Consider the following 19,991-nt stretch of genomic DNA (forward strand, 5'->3'; position numbering starts at 1 on the left):
GAGCGTCGCGGCCTGCAGGAGAGGAGGGGGGATCTAGAAGGTGTAGCGGAGCCCGGCCGTGATGATCCGGCCCGCGCCGGCCGAGTACTTGCGAACCACGCTGGGCTCGTAGTTCCACTGCGACTCCGGCTCATTGAGGAGGTTCTGGACCGCGAGGTCCGCGCGGAGCTTCTTGGAGAACTTGTAGGACACCTTGGCGTCGACGTAGGATGTGGCCTCCACGCCGCCAAAGTCGTTGAACGGGTTGGTGCAGACCCCGCCCGTGGCCGGATCGCTGAGCAGGCCGGGCGGGCAGACGCCGATGGAACCCGGGAACACCGAGGCGAAGCGCTCGCGCCAGCTGTAGGACACCCGACCTTCGAACGGGCCCTTTTCGTAGTAGAGGGTCAGGTTGATGGCGTTGGGCGAGGCGAAGGGCCAGGGCGCCTTGGCCCATTTGCCCGACTGGGTCAGGTAGTTCAGCTCCGAGGAAATGTGGGTGGCGTTGGCGATGAAGCCAAAGTCCTTCCAGGGCGCGGGCAGGAAGGTGAAGGCCTGCTGGTACTGGATCTCGACGCCGTTGACGACGCCGCCAGGGCTGTCGACGTAGGAGGTCACCGTCCAGACGTTCTCGCCGTCGACATAGGCGGCCTGCTCCGGCGTCAGGACCAGGCCCGAGCGCAGGGTGGCGTAGAGTTCCGGCGGCAGGAACTCGTTGAGCTTGGCGGTGAACGCCTGCTGGCGCGGATACGACCCCAGCTTCTTCTTGAAGAAGGCGACCGAGAGCAGGGCTCCGGGCTGGGGATACCATTCCACATTGAGGTCGAAGTTGTCCGAGCGGAAGGGTTCGAGCTTGGGGTTGCCCAGGGTCACGCGCGGCGTGTTGGCCCCGCTGTCGAGAGCGGTGGGGAGGGAAATCGCCGTCACGCCCGGCGACAGGTTGCCCAGCGACGGGCGGGCCATGGCCTTGGCCGCCGCGAAGCGAACCATCAGGTTGTCGGTAAGCTCATAGACGAGGTTCAGCGACGGCAGGGTGTCTGTGTAGCTGTTGGCGCCCTTCATCACCGTGCCGTTGAACACGCCGCTGGTGCCCGAGGCGACGCTGGCGACCTCGGTCTTGACCACCCGGACGCCGGCATTGCCGCGCAGGCGTCGCCCGAAGACGTCGACCTCGAAGTCGCCCTGGAGGTAGCCGCCGGTATCCTTTTCCTGAACCCTCAGGCCATCGCCCAGCGTGGTGACCAGCCGCCAATCGGCGAACTCGTTCACGCAGTTGCACTCGTAGTTCAGCAGGCGGGCGAAGGTGTCGCGATCGGGCGAGAACCAGGCCGTGGGCGTTCCGGCGGGCAGCTTCAGGCCGGCGCCGAAGTCGACGACGCTGCCCATCTGGGCGAGGGTCAGGTTGGCGTACTCGGACTTGTTCTGCTCGCGGCCGTACTTGTTGAGCTCGGCGATGGTCGGAATGACGCTGCGGCCGACGGTCGAGGAGAAGGTCTCGAAGCCATACTTGCGCTGGCTGGCCCCGAGCGAGATCGTCAGGTGATCGTTCCATTCGTAGCGCAGGTCGCCGCCGAAGGTCTCATAGCGGTTGTTGAGCGCGCGCACATAGCGGGTGATGCCGGCATAGCCCTTGACGATGTCGCCCCACTGGCCGACGTCGGCGGCGTTGAAGTTGGGGTTGAAGACGGGCATGTCGCCGCCGCCCCGCTCGTCATAGACGAAGCCGTCCTTGTCGAGGGTGTAGAGATCGACCCGGCCGCCATCGATGCGCAGGTGCGAGTAGGATTTGCCGTACAGGAGGCTGGCGCTCAGCTTGTCGGTGAACTGGTGATCGATCGCCAGGTCGATCTGGTTGAAGATGCTGTTGTTGCGCGAATAGGCGTCGTTGCTCATCCAGTCGACGCGGTTGAGCTTCATGTAGTCGACCTGACCGGCCTCGTTCAGGTGAACGTCCTGGATCGTGGTGTGCGGTTTGCCCACCAGGCGGTCGTACATGAGGATGCCGCGCGGATCGGTGGCGGCGGCGGCGGCGCTGTAACCGACCGAGCCGGGGTTGTTGTAGTAGTCGTAGGTGTCGAGGTTGTAGGGGTTGGTCGACCAGGTGTTGTTGTTCAGGACCGTGGGGACGGTGACGTAGGCGGCGCCGTTCCAATACTGGGTCGTGGAGAACACGGGGCGCGTCGCATTGCCCAAGGTGCCAGTGCAGTCGAGCGTGGCGGCTGTCGTGCACGAGTTTCCGTACACGGCCCGACGGTCGGCGAAGTAGTTGTTGTTCGCCGCTGAATAGGGGCGCAGGCCGGTCGTGGCGTTGGTCAGGCCGATTTCGGCGCGAGCGTTGTCGAACTGACGGTTCAGGCCGAACGAGCCCAGGATGTGCGACTGGTTGTCGACCTTGAACTGAGCCCACAGACCATCGAGGCGCACGCGGGTGCGATCGGTCGGCGCCCATTCGATCGTGGTCGTCAGGCCGATCCGCTCCTGGTTCAGCTCCTGCTGCTGCAGGCTGGTCAGGGCCGGGATGGTGGTGGCCGGGTTCTTCTCCAGCGCCGCCCAGGCGGTCGGATCGGAGCCGAACATCAGCGAGTTGGCGTCGATGCCGAACGCGGTGCGGCCGATCCCGGACGCGGCGGGGCTGGTCGAGGTCTGCGTCGGCGCCGCGAAGCCCCAGAAGCAGTTCAGCGGCGAGCGGTTGTTGGTCGCGTTGACCAGCGGCGCACCGCTGGTGATGCAGGTCGGCGCCACCGCGCTGCCCGTGCCGTTGCGAACCGGGCCGGCCAGGTCCGACCCACGATAGAGCACCTCGAACTGACCCGGATTGCGGTCGAAGAAGCTCAGCCCCGTGTCGCGCTTCTGGTAGGCGCCCGAGAGGAGGACGCCCAGGCGGTTGTCGAACCAGCGATTGGACACCATCGCCGCGAAGCGCGGGTTATGCTTCTTGTCGTTGGCGTAGAAGTTGTCCTGCACCGACAGAACCAGGCGCTTGCCCAGTTCGAGCGGACGACCGGTGTCGATGTCCACCGTCGCACCGAGCGAGCCTTCGTCGACCGAAGCTTCTGACGACTTGCGCACCTTCAGCGAGCTGAAGAGGTCCGAAGCGAAAACATTGTAGTCGAAACCGCGCGTGCGGTTGATCGTCGTCTGGCCTTCGTTGTTGCCCGACGAGGCCACGGTCTCGATGCCGTTCAGGCGCGTGCGCACGAAGTCGCCGCCCAGGCCGCGGACGGTGATCGTGCGACCTTCGCCGTTTTCGCGCTCGATCGAGATGCCAGGCAGGCGCTGCAGGGCCTCGGCGAGGTTCGACTCGGGGAATTTCCCGACCTCCTCGGCCTTGATGACATCGACCATGCTGTTGGAGACGCGCTTTTCGTTCAGCGCGCGTTGCAGCGAACCGCGAAAGCCGGTGACGACCACTTCGGACACCTGTTCGTCCGCCGCGGCGGCGGGCGCTTGCTGCGCCATGGCGGCGTTGGCGCCGAGCAAGACGCCGAAGGCCGAAACGCCTCCCAGAAGCACGGACCGGTGTTGGAACTTGGCCTTCATCTGGTTTCCCCCTCTTCGCGCCTCTCGATCTCGACCCAGGCTCAGCGGGGCGGGGAGGCTGCCGTTGCGGGGGATAGTGTGACGAAAGTTTTCGAAATTCAATCGGAAGAGCTGCGAAATTCTGCGTTTATTTTCGATTTGTGACGATATTCGCGGAATGTCGCGGTGCGGATCGGTTCGATTCGGGGCATCGCGCACTACTGCCCGGCCCGCGCGAGGCCCTGGATGATCTTCAGAAAGGCGTCGGCGTCGAGGGAGGCTCCGCCGACGAGGCAGCCGGCCACGTTCGGCTGGGCCACGATCGCTTCGGCGTTGGCGGGGGTGACGGACCCGCCATAGAGAACCGGGACGCGCGCGTCGAACCGGGCGCGAAGGGCCTCGTCAAGGTCAGCGTGCATGGCGCGGATATCGTCCACGTCCGCGGACAGGCCGCTGCCGATCGCCCACACCGGTTCGTAGGCGACGAGCAGGCGTGTCGGATCGACGGCCGCCGGGAGGCTGGCCAGCAGCTGAGCGCGGGTATGGGCCTGAGCCCGGCCCTGCCGGCGAACCTCCAGGGACTCGCCGACACAAAGCAGCGCGATCAGGCCGCTGCGCTGGGCCGCTTCGACCTTGCGCGAAACCAGCGCGTCGTCTTCGGCGTGGTGGGCGCGCCGCTCCGAATGACCGACAATGACGAACCGCGCCCCAGCGGCTTTTAGAAGCGGGGCGGAGACATCGCCGGTAAACGCGCCGCGATCGTCCCAATGACAGTCCTGCGCGCCCAGCTGGACGTTCGCCGCCGCGAAGGCCTGCGTCGCGCTCGAGAGCAATACCGCTGGCGGGCAGACGCCGACCGCGCAGCCGGCGCGATCAAGGTTGGCCGCATCCAAGGCTTGGGCATAGGCGGCGAGATCGCTCGCCTGATTCATCTTCCAATTGCCGATCACCCAGCGCTCGGCCGTCATGACGGATTACAGGATGGATTGGCCGGTCTTGGCCCAGTCGGCCATGAACTGCTCAAGCCCCTTGTCCGTAAGCGGGTGCTTGAACATGTCGCCGAACACTGCCGGCGGGATGGTCATGCAGTCGGCGCCGACGAGGGCGGCTTCCCGGGCGTGGGCGACGTTGCGCACCGACGCGGCGAGGATGGCGGTCTCCAGGCCGTAATTGCCATAGACCGTGCGAATGTCGCGGATCAGATCCATGCCGTCGAACCCGTAGTCGTCGAGCCGGCCAATGAACGGAGAGACGTAGGTGGCGCCGGCGTTGGCGGCCAGCAGGGCCTGGGTCACCGAAAAACACAGCGTGACGTTCGTGCGGATGTCGTCGTCGGCGAGCGCCGTGGTCGCGATCAGGCCCTCGCGGGTGAGGGGCACCTTCACGACGACGTTGGGCGCGATCGCCGCAAGCTTTCGGCCCTCGGCGATCATCGTCTTGGCGTCGGTCGCCGCGACCTCGGCGCTGATCGGTCCGGGAACCAGCGCGCAGATCTCGGCGATCACCTCCAGCATGGGGCGGCCGGACTTGGCGATCAGGCTGGGGTTGGTGGTGACGCCGTCGACCAATCCGGTCGCGGCTAGGTTGGCGATGATCGTTGTGTCGGTGCTGTCGAGGAAGATCCGCATCGTTCAGTCTCGTATGCTGGTGGGCGACAACGATGGCCCTTCGGGTTCGGAATGGGTTGAAGCGCGCGTCAGCGCCGGCGGGCGCGACGCTCGGCCCGCCTGTCCGCTTCGGGCGGATCGCTCGGAAGCTGGTGTTTCGATGTTCCCATGTCGTCCCCCGGTCACACGCGACAAGCGCTTGCCGGTCCACTCCGCGCTCCAGACACGCAGCGACGGTGAACTCGGAATTCGGCCGAACCCTAATCGCCGGAGGGTGGGCAAACAACCGGGAACTTTCGAATAGTATCGATTTTTTAGATTTGGCTTCGGATTTCGCTCCTCCGTCTGGCTGGAGAACGAGCGCCCTCGACCTGTCGAAGGAATTCGAAGCCTTGGCGCGGGCTGGCGTCAGCTGGCGGCCGGGGCCTGGCAGCGATCCATGCGCGCGGCGAAGTCCGTGAGGAACGCGCGACGCCACTGGCTGACGGTCTTCGCGCCGAGGAACGGCCCTTCGGCGACCTCCAGGGCCGGAACGTCCGTCCACCAATTCGGCCAGGCCGGCGAGGGGCGACGGTCGGCGTCGGCGGCAGGACGCACCGAGGTGATCTGGCCCGTCTGGCCGTCGAAGCCGGGTCCGCCGCCCTCGATCGCATAGCTATAGGTCTTGGCGTCCTTGGGGCTGAACCGGAACCGCAGGACGCCGCGGGCATCGACGGAGCCCTTAAGCAGCTGGTTCTCGATCCTCATCCTGGCGTCGGCGGTGGCCGGACCCGCGCTCGAGGCCGGCAGGTTGAGCTGCAGGACGCCAAATTGCTCCATCTGATCGTCGGCGCGCGTCAACCGCTCGAAGGTGAACGCCCTTCTGGTCCAGGCGCGCGTGTAACGGCCGCCCCAGCCCGGCGCGGTCGGATCCGAAGTGCGCCCATTCAGCACCCACCCGAGCGACGGCGTGTCGCCCATCTTGATCGCGCCGGACAGGTTGGTCGCGAAGAAATTTCCCAGCGCGCCATGGCCGGCCACGTGGCGCGCCACGAAGGCGGTGTTGCCCCACTCGCCCGACTGATCTCCGCCCGTGAACCAGCCGCGATAGGTGTCGTTCGACTCGATCAGCCAGAGCGTTGGATGATGGTCGACGACGTACTGATAGGCGTCGACGGACCACTTCTTGTTGGGGCCGCCGATGAAGAAGACCCTGAGCTTGGGCGTGATGTCCGGGGCGTCGTGGAGTGCCTGGGCGAGGTCTTCGATGCCGCCCCATACCAGCAGGTGCAGAGGTCGCGGATCCTCGGCGCGCGCACGAGCGATGATCCACTCCGAGCCCTGGGTGGCGGATCGCACGCCGGCATAGGGCGCGGTCTCCGTCTCGCCCTGTTTGACGATGGCGCGCAGGGCGTCCGGCGTCGGATATCGGGCCGACCAGGTCTTCAGGTTCGCGAAGTCCCGGGCATAGGCGTCGATCACCGTGTGGATGTCGCGCGCTCGGCCGGCGCCCCAGGGCGAGGAGATCAGGCCTTCAAGCGCCACGCGGTCGCCATAGAGCAACAGGTGGACCATCGATTGGAAGTCGTCGGGATCGCTGCCGCCGATATCGGAGGAGACGATCACCCGGGGCGCGGACTTGAGTCGCGCCGCCCGCGCGCTATCCGCCAGGGCCACGGCGCCGAGGCCCGCCAGCGCGCCCAGGATCGCTTCGCGGCGCACGAGTCCGGCGGCGCTGAAGGGCGATGGGGAAGGGGGCGACGGTCGGCGCATGGGCGTCCTTTGCGAGACAAGCTTTCATAAGAAAGGGCCGGCGAACAAGTCGCCGGCCCCGAGAGCGGTAAGCCAGGAGCTGGCCTAGTAGGTGAAGCGCAAGCCCATCGAGAAGATGCGGCCCACGCTCTGGTGCTGTTGCGCCAGCTTGACCTCTTCATAGGCCCAGCGATCCGTCGTCTCGTTGGTCAGGTTCTGGCCCTCGAGCGTGACGCTGAAGCGATCATTGATGTTGTAGCGGAACGAGGCGTCGACCCGCAGGCTGTCGGTGACCGCCCGGAACCACGGCAACTGCGGCTGCGGGCAGGCGACCGGACCCAAGGTGATCGAGCACGAGTTGGACAGCAGGGGGAAGCGGTCCTTGTACTCGGCGCGATAGACGCCAGAGACGCGCGCCTGCCAGCGGTCGGTCTCGTAGTAGAGCGTGGCGTTGAAGGCGTCGGGCGAGGCGTTGAGATAGGGGCCCTTGCCCGTCTTCCCGGACGTGACGTCCAGGATGTACTGCAGCTCCGAGCGCAGGTGGGTGTAGTTGGCCTGGATCCCGAACTTGTCGAACGGCGCCGGCAGGAACGACAGCGCGGTCTGGAACGAGGCTTCGAAGCCTTCGATGTAGCCGCCGGGCGAGTTGCGCTGCTGGGTGATGGCCCAGGTTCCGCCCGCGGTCACGTGCGCTTGCAAGGCCGGATCGGTGATCGACGAAACCAGCGCCTGCAGCGTGTCTCCCTGCAGGGCCGTGTTCAGCGCGCCGGACGAACGGACCGTCTGCGGGAAGGACTCGATGCTCTTCTTGAACACCGCCAGCGACAGCAGGCCGTCCTTGGCGAAGTACCATTCCAGCGACAGGTCGAGATTGTCCGAGCGGAACGGATCCAGATAGGGGTTGCCGATCGAGATCGCCGGCTCGGTGGTGCACAGGCCGTTGGTCCCGGCCGTGCAGTTGGTGGCGACCGTTCCGCCCGGGGTGAGATTGCCCAGGGTCGGGCGGGCCATCACCTTCGAGGCGGCCAGGCGCAGCATCAGTTCAGGCGTGATTTCGTAGGCGAAGTTCAGGGACGGCAGGATGTCGTCATACTTGTTGGTCGCAGCGCGATAGGTCGTGCCGAGGTTACCGGCCGCAACGACCTTGGTGGTCGCGTAGCGCGCGCCGAAATTGCCGAAGAAGCGGTGATCGCCGATCTCGCCCTTGAAATCGACCTCGGCGTAATAGCCGGTGTCGGTCTCCGAGACGTCGGTCCTGTTGCCGCCGGCGCTGATGGTGCGCCAGTCGCCCCACTTGTTGATGCAGTTGCAGTCGATGCCCCAGGCGTTGATGAACGCTTGGTGGGTGGGCGCGAACCAGCTCGTGGTGGTCCCGGCCGGCAGATTCAGACCCTGGCCGAACGTGACGACCCGGCCCAGCGACGAGACGGTAAGGCCCTGGGTTTCCTTGACCGTCGGGTTCAGGCCGTCGGTCGCGCCGCTGCGTTGGAACTGGACGTAGTTGTTGACGAACTTGCGGCGTGAAACGCCCCATTTGAGGGTCAGGCCGTCGGTGAGCTCGAAGTCGAAATCCAGCTTCATGGTCTTGAAGCGGTTTTCGATGTTGCGGTTGAAGATCCGGACGGTCGAGTAGCCCTTGACCGTGTCCCAGTTGACCGGATTGGCCGCGTCGAAGCCGACGGTGAACTGGGGCATCGGCGTATCGCCGCGTTCGTCGAAGATGAAGCCGTCCTGGTCCATCGCATTGATGTCCAGCTGGTAGCCCTTGCCTTTGAACGACGACAGGGTTTCGCCGTAGAGGGCCTGCATCCGGAGCCGGTCGGAGAACTTGTGCTCGACCTTGACCGAGGCCTGCCGGAAGTAGGTCTCGTTGTAGCTGCCGTCGGCGATGCTGCGCCAATCGACATTATCGAGCACCAGGTAGTCGGCGTAGTTCTGGCCGCCCGCGCGGCGAACGTGGGCGTTGCGCAGCTGCATGTTCGGGCGGCCGACCAGCTGTTCCCATCCGGCGATGCCGTTGGCGTTGGCCACGTAGCCGGGCGAGCCGGTCCAGTTGTAGTAGTCGATCGGGTCCAGGTTGAACGGGTTGCGGCTGTTGTTGGTCCCCGGGATCAGGCTGGCTCCGCCGCAGTCCTGCGTCGCCGAGGGCGTGCAGCGCGCATAGAGCGTCTGACGCTGCGCCAGGGTCAGGGTCGCCGGCGCGGTCGCGGCGATGTTGTTGTAGTTGTTGCGGTTCAAGCCGAGCGCGGTCAGCTGGTAGAGCACCGTGTTCTGCTTGTACTGCGAATAGAGGTAGTCGGCCGTGACCGAGGTGCGGTCGGTCGGCTTCCACTGGGCGGTGAAGGTCGTGCCCAACCGCGTGTAGTTGAGATCCTGGTGGCTGAGCGTCGGCAAGCCCGGGATGATCGCCGTCGGGTCGAAGACGCCATCACCATCCGGGTCATAGAGTGCGGCGTAGGCGGCGGGGTCGGATCCGCAACCAACGCGGCCCGGGAAGCCCAGGCAGCTTGAGGCGGCGTTGGAGCCGGTGAAGTTCGAGGGCAGGGCGAAGCCATAGGCGTTCGGCGTTACGCCGGTCAGCTGCATGCCGCGGTAGAGGACGTCCTGAGCCCCGATGTTGCGGTCGTACATGTCGAGCGTGGAATCGCGCTTGCTGTAGGCGACCGAGGCCGAGAACCCCAGCGTCCCGTCGCGGAACGTGTCGGAGGCCAGCACGGCGATCCGGGGGCTGACCTTCTTGCCCTGATCGTAGGCCGCGCCCTCCAGCGACATGGCCAGGCGGCGTTTGCCGTAGTCGAGCGGACGTCCGGTGGACAGGTCGACCGTGGCGCCCAGCGAGCCCTCGTCGATCGAGGCCGACGAGGACTTGGTGACCTTCAGGCTCGAGAAGAGTTCGGAGGCGAAGGTGTTGAAGTCGAAGCTGCGGGTGCGGCTGACCTGGTCGCCGTTGCCGCTGAAGCCGCCGGCGGTGGACAGGGCGTCCATGCCGTTGACACGGGTGGTGGTGAAGTCGCCGCCCAGGCCCCGGATCGCGATCTGGCGACCCTCGCCGTTGTCGCGATCGATCGAGACGCCCGGCAGGCGCTGGATGGCCTCCGCCAGGTTCGAGTCAGGGAAGTCGGCGATGTCCTCGGCGTTGATCTGGTCGATCATCTCGGTCGACGTGCGCTTGGACTCGATGGCCGTGCGAAGCGCCGCCCGGTAGCCGGTGACGACGATCTCCTCGACCTGATCGGTGGATGGCGCGGTGGTTTGCGGACCTTGCGCGAAGGCCGGACCCGCCATCGCCACCGAAATCGCGAGCCAAGCGGCGCCTTGCATCAACTGCGCGGATCGGCGCGCGCGCGCGCCTTGAAGCCTAGACATTGAATTCCTCCCCGCGCTTGGGCGCGCTGTTTTGTCGTGCTGTCGGCGGTCGACGCCGCCGCGCCGAGCCGACCTGGCGCGGCGCCCTCAAACCGCGCGGGAATCGTTCGGTTCACGCCAAGGCAAGGTCGAAGGCATAAAAGGCATGTCATCATACCAGTATGCTGTCAATCCAACCCAGGTGGAACCGTGCGGCTTGTAAAGCGCCATTACTGGTATAATGATCAATCCAAATTCAGACGCTCAAGCTCAAGCCTTGGAGGCGCGACTGGGCGTTGATCTGCGCGACTCATGATGGGGCGCGGGAAGGATGAGCGACGGTTTGCGTCGTCGCTCGCCGAGAAGAGCGCTGGAAGCCGCATGCTAAACGTCAAGCACCACCGTCCGTCGACGGCGCGTCGCGCGGGCAGAACCTTCGCCGTGATCGTCGCCGCGCTCAAGGCCGATATCACGGCGCGCTGTCTTCAGGCCGGGCAGCTTTTGGAAGCCGATCGCACCTTGATGGCGCGATTTGGCGTGGGGCGCCTGACGCTTCGCCAGGCGTTCGACAGCCTCGCCGCTGAGGGCTGGATCGAGCTGCGGTACGGCGAGCGCGCCCGGGTCGGTGCGTCGGCTCCGACCGACCGTGTCGAGCCGGGCGGCAAGCAAGATCCGGTGACAACCGCGACTTGCTAAACTGGTATGATCAGTATATCAGGTGGAGTGGCTTCTCCTCCCGTAGAGGCCACCGGCGCTGGCGGCGTATCGGCCGGCTCCGGCATCGACCATGTCGACGGCGGCGATGGTCCTTACCCCATCGCCGCCAATCGGTCGCGGATGCGGCCGTCCGCGATATCGGTGCGTGACCCGCCGCGGAAAATCATGACGATCGCCGTGGATCGCGTTCACGCTGGTATCGCCAGGCTTGATCGCGTCCAAAGACGCTCCCCGGGAGGATGATGTTGATGGGATGGATTCTACCAAGCCTGCTGTGCCTGGCGCTCGCGAGCCCTCCCGCCGCCGAGCCGGACGCCATGCTCGCGGGCTTTCAGGATCCGCCCGCCGCGGCGCGGCCACAGGTCTTCTGGCAGTGGATCAACGGCAATGTCAGCGAGGAGGGCATCCGCCTCGACCTGGCCTGGATGAAGCGCGCCGGAATCGGCGGTCCGATCCTGTTCGACATCGGCTTTGGTTCGCCGCCCATTCCCCAATATGTCGAACGCCGCATCGGTTATGGCACGCCGGAATGGCGCGCCGCGGTCAAGGTGGCCGCCAGCGAAGCTGACCGGCTGGGCTTGAGCCTTGGCATGCAGGCGGGCGGTGGCTGGAGCGAGACAGGCGGGCCCTGGGTGAAACCCGAGCAGGCCATGAAGAAGCTCGTCTGGAGCGAGACCGTGGTCTCGGGCGATGGGCCGATCCAGCTGGTCGCCCCGCCCGCCAACAGCGGGCCGTTCCAGGACCTGCCGATCCAGGCCCGCTTCGCCGAGCCGCGCCTGCAAGGGCAGGGCAAGGTCGTCGCTTGGCGTGAGCCTGAGCCCGGCGCCTCGCCGTCAAGCGCTCGGGCCTCGGCCGGAACGGTTGAGCTCGGCAAGCTGGCCGATGGATCGTTTTCTGGCCGCGCGACCGCCGCGTCCCTGCCGCCGGGCGGCTGGGTGGAGGTCCAGTACCCGACGGCCGTGGCTGCGGAGGCCATCACCGTAGGGGTTGAGGGCGCGATGCCGGACGGCGTCGTCGAGGCGAGCGACGATGGGACGACCTATCGAACCTTGGCGGTGCTTCCCGGCGAGGCGCGGCAAGGCTTGCCGGTGAGGACCTATGCGTTTCCCAAGACCCGAGCGAAGGTTTTTCGCTTGAGGCTTTCGGACCACGCCAAGCCCTCCGCGATCAACGAGCTGTCAGTGCGCGACGCCCCAATGGTCGATCGGTTCGAGGACAAGGCGGGCTGGGGCGTCCTGGTCGACTATCGGACCGCGCCGGCGACGTCCGAGCGCGCCGGACCCGAGCCGACTGAGGTGCTCGACATCTCCGATCGCCTTCGGCCGGACGGCCGGCTCGACTGGACGCCGCCTCCCGGACGTTGGCGGGTCGTTCGTTTCGGTTGGTCCTTGACCGGACGACGCGACACGCCCGCGTCCGCCGAAAGCTTGGGGCTCGAGGTCGACAAACTGAATGCGCGCCATGTCCAGGCCCATATGCGCGGGCTCCTGGAGCCGCTCAAGGCTGACCTGGGCGAGCTCTACGGCAAGGCTGGGCTGACGACGGTCGTCACCGACAGCTGGGAAGCGGGTCAGGCGAACTGGACCGATGACATGGCCCAGGCCTTCGAGGCCCTGCGAGGCTACGATCCCACGCCCTGGATGCCGGTCCTGACCGGACGCGTCGTCGGCGACCGCGCGCGCAGCGAGCGGTTCCTGTGGGACTTCAGGCGCACCATCGCCGATCTGCTCACCGAGCGACATTTCGCGGAAATCGCCCGCATCCTGCACGGCGAGGGCATGAGCTACGCCGCCGAAGCGCCCGGCGTGGACCTGCCGACCACGGCCGACGGCCTTCAGGCCAAGGGTCGCGCGGACATGCCGATGGGCGAGTTCTGGGTCTATCCGTCCGGCAAGGCCCCGCCTGGCGCCCACGTCGCCGACATTCGCGAGGCCGCCTCGGCCGCCCACCTTTACGGCAAGCCCCTGGTGGCGGCCGAGGCCCTGACGACCATGGGCGAGGATCCGTGGCGCACCGGACCTTGGCAGCACAAGCCGATCGTCGATCGCTACCTGGCCGAGGGCGTCAACCAGTTCGTCCTGCACACGTCCGCCCATCAGCCCTTCGTCGACAGGAAGCCGGGTATCACCCTGCGCCAGTACGGCCAGCATCTGAGCCGGAACGAGACCTGGGCCGAAGGCGAGATGAGGGCCTGGACCGACTATCTGGCGCGTAGCGCCTGGATGCTGCGGCAAGGCCGGCCCGGCGCGGACATCGCCTACTTCTACGGCGAGGGCGCGGCCGCGAGCCTGCCGCTGGTCGAAGGCGGCCGACCCAAGCTGCCCCAAGGGTTCGACTTCGACTATGTCGACGGCGAGTCGCTGCTGACCCGTTTGAGCGCCAAGGACGGGCGGATCGTGACCCCGTCGGGGGCGTCCTATGCGGCGCTCGTGATCCCCGCCTGGGTCGACGCCTTGAGCGTGAAGGCGTTGCGGGCGATCGACGCCCTGACCAGCGCCGGCGCGGTCGTAATCGGCGAGCCGCCCGTCGGTTCGCCGACCTTGAGCGGCGGCCGAGACGCAGACGCCGCCTGGCCGGCGCTAGCGGCCCGCCTTTGGCCCGCGCGCGTTGCGACCGGCGGCGTGGCCGAGGCGCTTTCCAAGGCTGGCGTGCGGCCCGCGGTCACCGGTGCGCCAGCCGGCCTTGTTTGGACGCGCCGCGTGCTGGACGATGGTGAAATCTTCTTCGTGGCCAATCCAACCGAGGAGGCGCTGGCCGCGACGCTGAGTTTCCGGGTTTCCGGCAAGAACGCTCAGTTCTGGCGCGCCGACACCGGGGCGCATGAGCGCGCGCCGTTCCAGCTGCGCGATGGCCGCACGGAGGTCGCGCTGTCGCTGGGAGCGGGCGAGGCGGTCTTCGTCGTGTTCCGCGGCGAGCCCGACACGCGACAGGCCGTCAATACAGCGACGGCGGTGGCGCAGTCCAAGGCGCTCGATGGCCCCTGGGGCGTGCGGTTCACCCCGGGCTGGGGACCGGTCGAACCGGTCGCGTTCCCCAAGCTCGTCTCCTGGTCGACGCACGCCGATCCCGAAATCCGCTACTATTCGGGGGCGGCGACCTACGAACAAACCTTGCGCATTCCCAAGGCTTGGCTGACATCGGGTTCGCGCGTGCGCCTGGATCTTGGCGAGGTCCGCGAATTCGCTACGGTCACCCTCAATGGAAAGACCTTCGGGAGTTTGTGGAAGCCGCCGTTCCAACTTGATGTCACGGACGCCTTGCGCGCGGGCGAGAACAAGCTGGAAATCCGGATCGTCAATTTCTGGGCGAACCGTATGATCGGCGACCTTCAGCCCGGCGCGACCAAACGCACCTTCGCGCCGATCCAGCCCTTCGAGCCGACCTCGCCGTTGTCGCCTTCCGGTCTCATTGGACCCGTCCGGATCGAGCGCCTCGTCGTCCCCGCGCCGGTTACTCAAGCCGCTACGAAAGACCAGTAATGAAAACCATCCTTGGCCGCGCCATCGCTTGCGGTTTGATCCTCTCGGTCGGGGCGATCCCGGCGGCGGCCGAAGTCGTCGGGACCGTCGTGCCGGCCGAGCCCTTGACGGCGGACCGTCTGGCGGTGGTTCCGGCGAACCAGCGGCAGGCCTGGACCGAGTACCTCGCCCGCTCGCAGGCCGCCCACCGCGTCGACCTGGACGCCATCGCGGCCGAGCGCGGCGCGGGCCCCGCGCCCGAGGCGCCGCCGCACGGCGACGGGGCCAAGACCATGCCGCTGGGTCGCGACGCCGCCTGGTACGCGGGCCATGAGGCCCGCCACATCGCCGATGTGATCGTCTCGTTCCAGACTCCCTCCGGCGGCTGGGGCAAGAACATGTCGCGGTCGGGCGCCGTACGCCTGAAGGGGCAGGCGGTGACGCCGGAGCCAAGCTTCGTCGGCACGCTCGACAACGGCGCGACCATCACCGAGATGCGTTTTCTGGCGCGGGTCATCGCGGCTGGTGGAGGGGAGGCCGACGCGGCCTACCGCGCCAGTTTCGCCAAGGGTTTGGCCTACCTGCTGGCGGCGCAATATCCCAACGGCGGCTGGCCGCAGATCTGGCCGCTGCAGGGCGGATACCATGACGCCGTTACACTGAACGACGGCGCGATGCTGGCCGCGGTGGTGCTGCTCAGCGACGTGGCGGACGGCGCATTCGCCTTCGTCGCCCCCGCCGAGCGCGCTCGCGCCAGAGCCGCCTACGATCGGGCCTTGAGCTGCCTCCTGGCGGCCCAGGCCTCAAGCGGCGGCGTCCGCACGGCGTGGGCCCAGCAATATGACGCCCTGACCCTCAAGCCCACCGGCGCGCGCAACTACGAGCCGGGCGCGTTGTCCGGCGCCGAGAGCACCGAGATCCTGCTCTATCTGATGAAGCTGAAGGCGCCGTCCCCGGAGGTCCGATCGGCGGTCGAGGGCGGCGTGCGCTGGATCGAGGCGACGGCGATCAAGGACAAGGCCTGGACCGCCGTCGACCCGGCGAAGGGCCGCCTGCTGGTCGACAAGCCTGGCGCGCCGCCGCTGTGGTCGCGCTACTACGACGCCGCCACGAACCGGCCGATCTTCGGCGATCGCGACCGCACGCTCCACGACGACATCAGCGAGATCAGCCTGGAGCGCCGCAACGGCTATAGCTGGTTCACGACCGCCGGCGGCAAGGTCCTGGCCGCCTATGCGCAGTGGCCCTGGAAACGGCCCTAGGGCGCCAGAGGGACGGAGGCTTGGGCGGTCGATCTAGAGCATCGACCGCCGCAGGGCCTGCCGCCAACGCTCCAGGATCGCTTCGCGCTGGGCTTGGCCCATGTCGGGCATGAAGACCGTGGAGCGTTCTTCCAGGACCGGCAGGTCGAAGCCGAGGCCCTTGGCGGCCATGCGGGCCGCGCCCAAGGCGCTGACCTCGGCGGCGTCGGCGCGCCGTACGGGGCGGTCGATCAGGTCAGCGAGCAACTGCACCAGCATGTCGTTGCGCGCCGCGCCGCCGTCGATGTTCAGCTCAGGAAGCGTCGCATGCAGATCCGCCTGCATGGCCATGAACACGTCGTGGATCTGCAGGGCGATGGCTTCGAGCGCCGCGCGGGCGATGTGGGCGGGCGTCGTGGCCAGGGACATGCCACTGACCAGGCCGCGCGCCTCGTCGTTCCAGTGCGGCGCGCCGAGGCCGGCCAACGCCGGCACGAAGGTCACGCCGCCGCTGTCCGGGACCGTCTGGGCCAGGGCGGTCAAGGCTTGCTCGTCGGGCAGACCCAGCATGCGGGCGGCGAAGGCCGCCGTGTGCCCGGAGACCGAGATGTTGCCCTCAAGGGCGTGCAGAGCGCCGTCGGCCTGGCTCCAGGCGATCGTGCTGGAGAGGCCGTGGGCCGACCAGATGCGCTCGGGCGTGACGGTCATCAGCGACGAGCCGGTTCCGCAGGTCGCCTTGATCCGGCCCGGGCCGTCGAGGCCATGGCCGAAGAGCGCTGCATGGGAGTCGCCCATCGCCGCATGGATCGGGACACCGGCCGGCAGGACGCTCGTCCCCGCCGCCGTTCGTCCGAACAGGGCGTCCGATGGGAGGATCTCCGCCAAGGCCTCGAGCGGAACGTCGAACAGGCGCGCCATGTCCGGATCCCAGGCCAGGGCGGCCAGGTTCATCAGTTGAGTGCGCGAGGCGTTGCTGTGGTCGGTGACGTGGCGCGCGCCGCCGGTCAGGTTCCAGATCAGCCAGCTGTCGACGGTGCCCGCCTTCAGCTCGCCGCGAACGGCACGTTCGCGACCGTCGGGGATCTGGTCCAGCAGCCAGGCCAGCTTGCCAGCCGAGAACATCGGATTGAGGGTCAGGCCCGTGCGCGCGACCGCGTCGGGCTCATAGCCCTCGGCCTTGAGAGCTTCGCAGCGCGGCGCCGAGCGCGCGCATTGCCAGAGGACGCAGGGGCCGACGGCCAAGCCCGTCGCCGCGTCCCACAGGACGATGGACTCGCGCTGGTTGGAGATGCCGATGGCGTCGATATCGCGGCCGGAAGCGACCTCGGCGATCACGGCCTGGACGCTCGTCCAGATGTCCGCCGCCGACTGTTCGGCCCAGCCCGGTCGAGGATAGGCCACCTGGGTGGGGCGCGAGGCCTGGGCGATCACCGCGCCCGAACCGTCGAGCAGCAGCGCCTTGGTGTTGGTCGTGCCCTGGTCGATCGCGAGGAACGCCCGCGGCGACACTAGAGGCGGGCCCCGCTCAGGAGGTCGCCGACGGCGCGGGAAATCCCATCGGCGTTGAGGTGGTGATGCTCCATGAGCCACTCGGCCGAGCCGGTGGGCAGGAAGCCGGGAAAGCCGAGTATCCGCATCGGGCAGGGCGCTTGCGTCGCCAGGATCTCGGCGACCGCCCCGCCGAGGCCGCCGCGCACCGAGTGCTCCTCGACGGTGACCACGGCGCCCGTCGCCGCCGCCTGCAGGATCACCGCCTCGTCCAGCGGGTTGATCGTCGACATGTTGATGACGCGGGCCTGTATGCCCCGGGCCGAAAGCTGCTCGGCGGCCGCGAGCGCGCGATGGACCATGACGCCGGTGGCGATGATCGCCGCGTCGCCGCCCTCATGCAGGATCTCGGCCTTGCCGATCTCGAACCTCGGGGTCGAGCGCGCGATCGCCGGCACGGGCATCCGGCTGACGCGAATGAACACGGGGCCCTCGAGCGCCGCGGCGGCCTTGATCGCTTCGGCCGTCTCCCAGGGGTCGGACGGCACGATGATCGTCAGGTTCGCCATGGGCCGCAGCCAGGCGAGGTCCTCGATCGAATGGTGCGTGGGGCCAAGTTCGCCATAGGCGACGCCGCTCGAAATGCCGCACAGCTTCACATTGGCCTGGGAATAGGCCACGTCGGCCTTGATCTGCTCGAGCGCGCGCCCGGTCAGGAAGCAGGACGCGCCGCTGACGAACGGGATCTTGCCGCCATTGGCCAGGCCCGCGCCGACGCCCACCATGGTCTGCTCGGCGATGCCGACATTGATCAGGCGGTCGGGAAAGCGCGAGCGGAACTTCCCGAGCTTGCTGGATCCGACGCTGTCGTTGACCACGGCGACGATGCGCGGGTCGGCCTCGGCCAAGTCCTGCAAGGTTTGGGCGTAGGCTTCGCGGCAATCGTAGAGGCCGTCGATCTTGCGGGCTTCGCTCACGCGGCCAACTCCTTCAGGGCCTGGGCGTACTGATCGGCGTTGGGGCAGCCGTGATGCCATCCCGCTTGGTTCTCCATATAGGAGACCCCCTTGCCCTTGACCGTCGAGGCGATCACGCACCGGGGGCGATCGCTCGAGGTGCTCAAGGTCGCGATGAGCGCCGCCGGGTCGTGACCGTCGATCTCGATGACGTCGAAGCCGAATGCGCGCCATTTGTCGGCCAAGGGCTCCAGCGCGACGGTGTCTTCGGTCGGCGCGCCTTGTTGCAGGCGATTGCGGTCGACGATGACGGTCAGGTTCGACAGCTTGCGATGGCCGGCCGTCATGGCTGCCTCCCAGCAACTACCTTCCTGGAGCTCTCCGTCCCCGGTGAGGACGAAGACGCGGAAGTCGGCCTTGTCGATCTGCCCGGCGATGGCGATGCCGACGGCGACGGGCAGGCCGTGACCCAGGGGGCCGGTATTGGTCTCGACGCCAGCCAGATAGACGCGGTTCGGGTGGCCGTTCAGGCGGGAGAGCGGCTGAAGATAGGTGGAGAGTTCGGCCTCCGGGAAGAACCCTGCGCCGGCCAGGACGGCGTAGAACGCGCCCGTGCAGTGTCCCTTGCTCATCACGAAGCGGTCGCGGTCTGGCGAGGCGGGCTGCGTCGCGTCATAGCGCATCACGTCGAAATACAGCGCGGCCAGAATATCGGCTGACGACAGGTCGCCGCCGGGATGGCCCTGCTTGGCTTCGAAGATCATCTTGAGGGCCGTGCGGCGGATCCAGTTGGCGCGTTCGGCCACGCGGGCGGCGCGATCACCCAGACCCCCCGCGGGCTGGCGTTGAACTTCCGTCATTCTCGACCTTCTTGCTGGCGGTCGCTTCCGAGCGACGCGCTCCACCGAAGGCGGTCGAGTCCTATGATCGGCGTCGCCGGCATTCCGGTCTCAGCCGTTCCAGGATCGGAGCCTCCCTCGATTCACAACCTAGCGACGCCCCAGAGCAGTGGCAATGTGGATTCGTGTCGAATGTTTGCGATTATCTTCGTTTTCTGAGCTTATCCTGGGGGTAATCGCGGGGCGAACGATCGGAAAGCCCTCCGGCCGCGAGGCCCGCGCAGGCTGGATTCTCGACTGCAAACCAAGTCCGGATAGCCTTCTCTTGCCTGATTGACAGCGCATTTTCGGCGTGACAGTTTCGCGCTCAATTCGAAATAAATCGAAAGTCCACGCCGAAGATCGCGCGGAAAAAAAAGGGGAGGCAAGGGCCGGTGCGGTCAACGATTGGGTCCTTTCGCCGACGCGCCGCCTGTGCCGGGCTGGTCCTCCTGGCCTGCGCGCCGCTCTTGGCCGGATGCAAGGTGGTCCCGATCGCGGCCGATCGGGCCGCGCGTGAACGCCTTTCCGGAGCCTTCGACGCCGAACGTTATGTGGACGCCATCTGGGCGACCCAGGCCGAACCTCACTGGATCAAGGCAGCCAAGCCGTTGTCGGGCCTCGGTGACGCGATTGACCAGGACCTTTCCAAAGCCGGCGCCATGGCCGGCCGCAAGGCGGGGGAAGGTTCGCCTTGGACCTTCGTGGTCGAAGGCGAGGGCGTGGTCCGGGCGATCAGCCCAGGGCGCGCCGGTCGCGTGACGGTGGCGACGACCGGCGCGAACGGACGCGGCCGCGAGATCGAACTGCAAGCCGGCCCGGTCGTCTCCGGCTCGGTGTTGCGCGACAGCCTGCCTTTCGTGTCGTTCAACGACTTCGCCAACCAGATCGCCTTCGCCGAAGTCGGTGGCGCGCTGACGGATCGGGCTCTATCCAAGGCGCGTCCGGTCCTTGGCCAGCTGAAGGTCGGCGACAAGGTGCATTTCCTCGGCGCCTTCGCGCTGGCCAAGGCCAGCGACCCGATCGTCGTCACCCCCATTCGTCTCGACGCTGTCGGCGCCGGGGAATAGCC

Annotated in this window: 12 protein-coding genes; 4 read left to right on the forward strand and 8 right to left on the reverse strand. The window is 67.3% G+C overall.

The genetic code is table 11. The annotated features are described in order from the left end of the window. Positions 1 to 33: 33 nt before the first annotated feature. The 5 genes from AC1RRV_RS12840 to AC1RRV_RS12860 all read right to left on the reverse strand — a co-directional run bounded on the left by AC1RRV_RS12840 (position 34) and on the right by AC1RRV_RS12860 (position 10,157). Positions 34 to 3,519, reverse strand: coding sequence for a TonB-dependent receptor (locus AC1RRV_RS12840; protein ID WP_492860030.1), 3,486 nt, complete (start codon positions 3,517 to 3,519; stop codon positions 34 to 36). Between the two features lie 197 nt (positions 3,520 to 3,716). Beyond that, a complete protein-coding gene (tpiA, locus tag AC1RRV_RS12845; protein WP_492860031.1) occupies positions 3,717 to 4,466 on the reverse strand; it encodes a triose-phosphate isomerase in 750 nt (249 codons plus the stop codon). 6 nt (positions 4,467 to 4,472) lie between these two features. Next, positions 4,473 to 5,126, reverse strand: a complete 654-nt coding sequence (fsa, locus tag AC1RRV_RS12850; protein ID WP_492860032.1) for a fructose-6-phosphate aldolase — start codon at positions 5,124 to 5,126, stop codon at positions 4,473 to 4,475. 387 nt (positions 5,127 to 5,513) lie between these two features. Beyond that, complete coding sequence (locus tag AC1RRV_RS12855) at positions 5,514 to 6,857, reverse strand: DUF1593 domain-containing protein (RefSeq protein ID WP_492860033.1); 1,344 nt, start codon at positions 6,855 to 6,857, stop codon at positions 5,514 to 5,516. An 84-nt stretch (positions 6,858 to 6,941) separates the two neighbouring features. Beyond that, complete coding sequence (locus AC1RRV_RS12860; protein ID WP_492860034.1) at positions 6,942 to 10,157, reverse strand: TonB-dependent receptor; 3,216 nt, start codon at positions 10,155 to 10,157, stop codon at positions 6,942 to 6,944. Positions 10,158 to 10,622: 465 nt separating this feature from the next. Between AC1RRV_RS12860 and AC1RRV_RS12865 the strand changes: the two genes are divergently transcribed. The 3 genes from AC1RRV_RS12865 (at position 10,623) to pelA (ending at position 15,618) form a co-directional block, all read left to right on the forward strand. Next, positions 10,623 to 10,877 carry a GntR family transcriptional regulator gene (locus tag AC1RRV_RS12865; RefSeq protein WP_492860035.1) on the forward strand — a complete coding sequence of 85 codons (255 nt, stop codon included), beginning with the start codon at positions 10,623 to 10,625 and terminating at the stop codon, positions 10,875 to 10,877. 269 nt (positions 10,878 to 11,146) lie between these two features. Beyond that, positions 11,147 to 14,377 (forward strand): glycosyl hydrolase, encoded by a 3,231-nt coding sequence (locus tag AC1RRV_RS12870; protein ID WP_492860036.1) that lies wholly within the window; start codon positions 11,147 to 11,149, stop codon positions 14,375 to 14,377. Next, positions 14,377 to 15,618, forward strand: a complete 1,242-nt coding sequence (pelA, locus tag AC1RRV_RS12875) for a pectate lyase (RefSeq protein WP_492860037.1) — start codon at positions 14,377 to 14,379, stop codon at positions 15,616 to 15,618. The genes AC1RRV_RS12870 and pelA overlap by 1 nt, the downstream gene beginning before the upstream one ends. A 33-nt stretch (positions 15,619 to 15,651) precedes the next feature. Here the strand turns inward: pelA and AC1RRV_RS12880 are convergent, their stop codons facing one another. Genes AC1RRV_RS12880 through AC1RRV_RS12890 form a run of 3 tightly spaced genes read right to left on the reverse strand, consistent with a single transcriptional unit; the run spans position 15,652 to position 18,901 of the window. Further along, positions 15,652 to 17,106 (reverse strand): FGGY family carbohydrate kinase, encoded by a 1,455-nt coding sequence (locus AC1RRV_RS12880; protein WP_492860039.1) that lies wholly within the window; start codon positions 17,104 to 17,106, stop codon positions 15,652 to 15,654. Continuing rightward, a complete protein-coding gene (locus AC1RRV_RS12885; protein WP_492860041.1) occupies positions 17,106 to 18,062 on the reverse strand; it encodes a transketolase family protein in 957 nt (318 codons plus the stop codon). The genes AC1RRV_RS12880 and AC1RRV_RS12885 overlap by 1 nt, the downstream gene beginning before the upstream one ends. Further along, entirely contained in the window at positions 18,059 to 18,901 is an 843-nt protein-coding gene (locus tag AC1RRV_RS12890) for a transketolase (protein WP_492860042.1), read from the reverse strand. The genes AC1RRV_RS12885 and AC1RRV_RS12890 overlap by 4 nt, the downstream gene beginning before the upstream one ends. A gap of 413 nt (positions 18,902 to 19,314) precedes the next feature. On the opposite strand from AC1RRV_RS12890, the gene AC1RRV_RS12895 reads away from it, so the two are divergent. Then, the gene (locus AC1RRV_RS12895; protein ID WP_492860043.1) at positions 19,315 to 19,989 is read left to right on the forward strand and encodes a DUF2291 family protein; all 675 of its coding nucleotides are present in this window, start codon (positions 19,315 to 19,317) and stop codon (positions 19,987 to 19,989) included. The last annotated feature ends 2 nt before the right edge of the window (positions 19,990 to 19,991 follow it).

It is taken from the genome of Caulobacter sp. GW821-FHT11E10, assembly GCF_058808375.1.

What these genes read in the sequence shown, in the direction of transcription:
- AC1RRV_RS12890 (WP_492860042.1), bottom strand. Translation starts at nt 18,901, where the DNA reads ATGACGGAAGTTCAACGCCAGCCCGCGGGGGGTCTGGGTGATCGCGCC.
- fsa (WP_492860032.1), bottom strand. Translation starts at nt 5,126, where the DNA reads ATGCGGATCTTCCTCGACAGCACCGACACAACGATCATCGCCAACCTA.
- AC1RRV_RS12855 (WP_492860033.1), bottom strand. Translation starts at nt 6,857, where the DNA reads ATGCGCCGACCGTCGCCCCCTTCCCCATCGCCCTTCAGCGCCGCCGGA.
- AC1RRV_RS12860 (WP_492860034.1), bottom strand. Translation starts at nt 10,157, where the DNA reads ATGCAAGGCGCCGCTTGGCTCGCGATTTCGGTGGCGATGGCGGGTCCG.
- pelA (WP_492860037.1), top strand. Translation starts at nt 14,377, where the DNA reads ATGAAAACCATCCTTGGCCGCGCCATCGCTTGCGGTTTGATCCTCTCG.
- AC1RRV_RS12840 (WP_492860030.1), bottom strand. Translation starts at nt 3,519, where the DNA reads ATGAAGGCCAAGTTCCAACACCGGTCCGTGCTTCTGGGAGGCGTTTCG.
- AC1RRV_RS12870 (WP_492860036.1), top strand. Translation starts at nt 11,147, where the DNA reads ATGGGATGGATTCTACCAAGCCTGCTGTGCCTGGCGCTCGCGAGCCCT.
- tpiA (WP_492860031.1), bottom strand. Translation starts at nt 4,466, where the DNA reads ATGACGGCCGAGCGCTGGGTGATCGGCAATTGGAAGATGAATCAGGCG.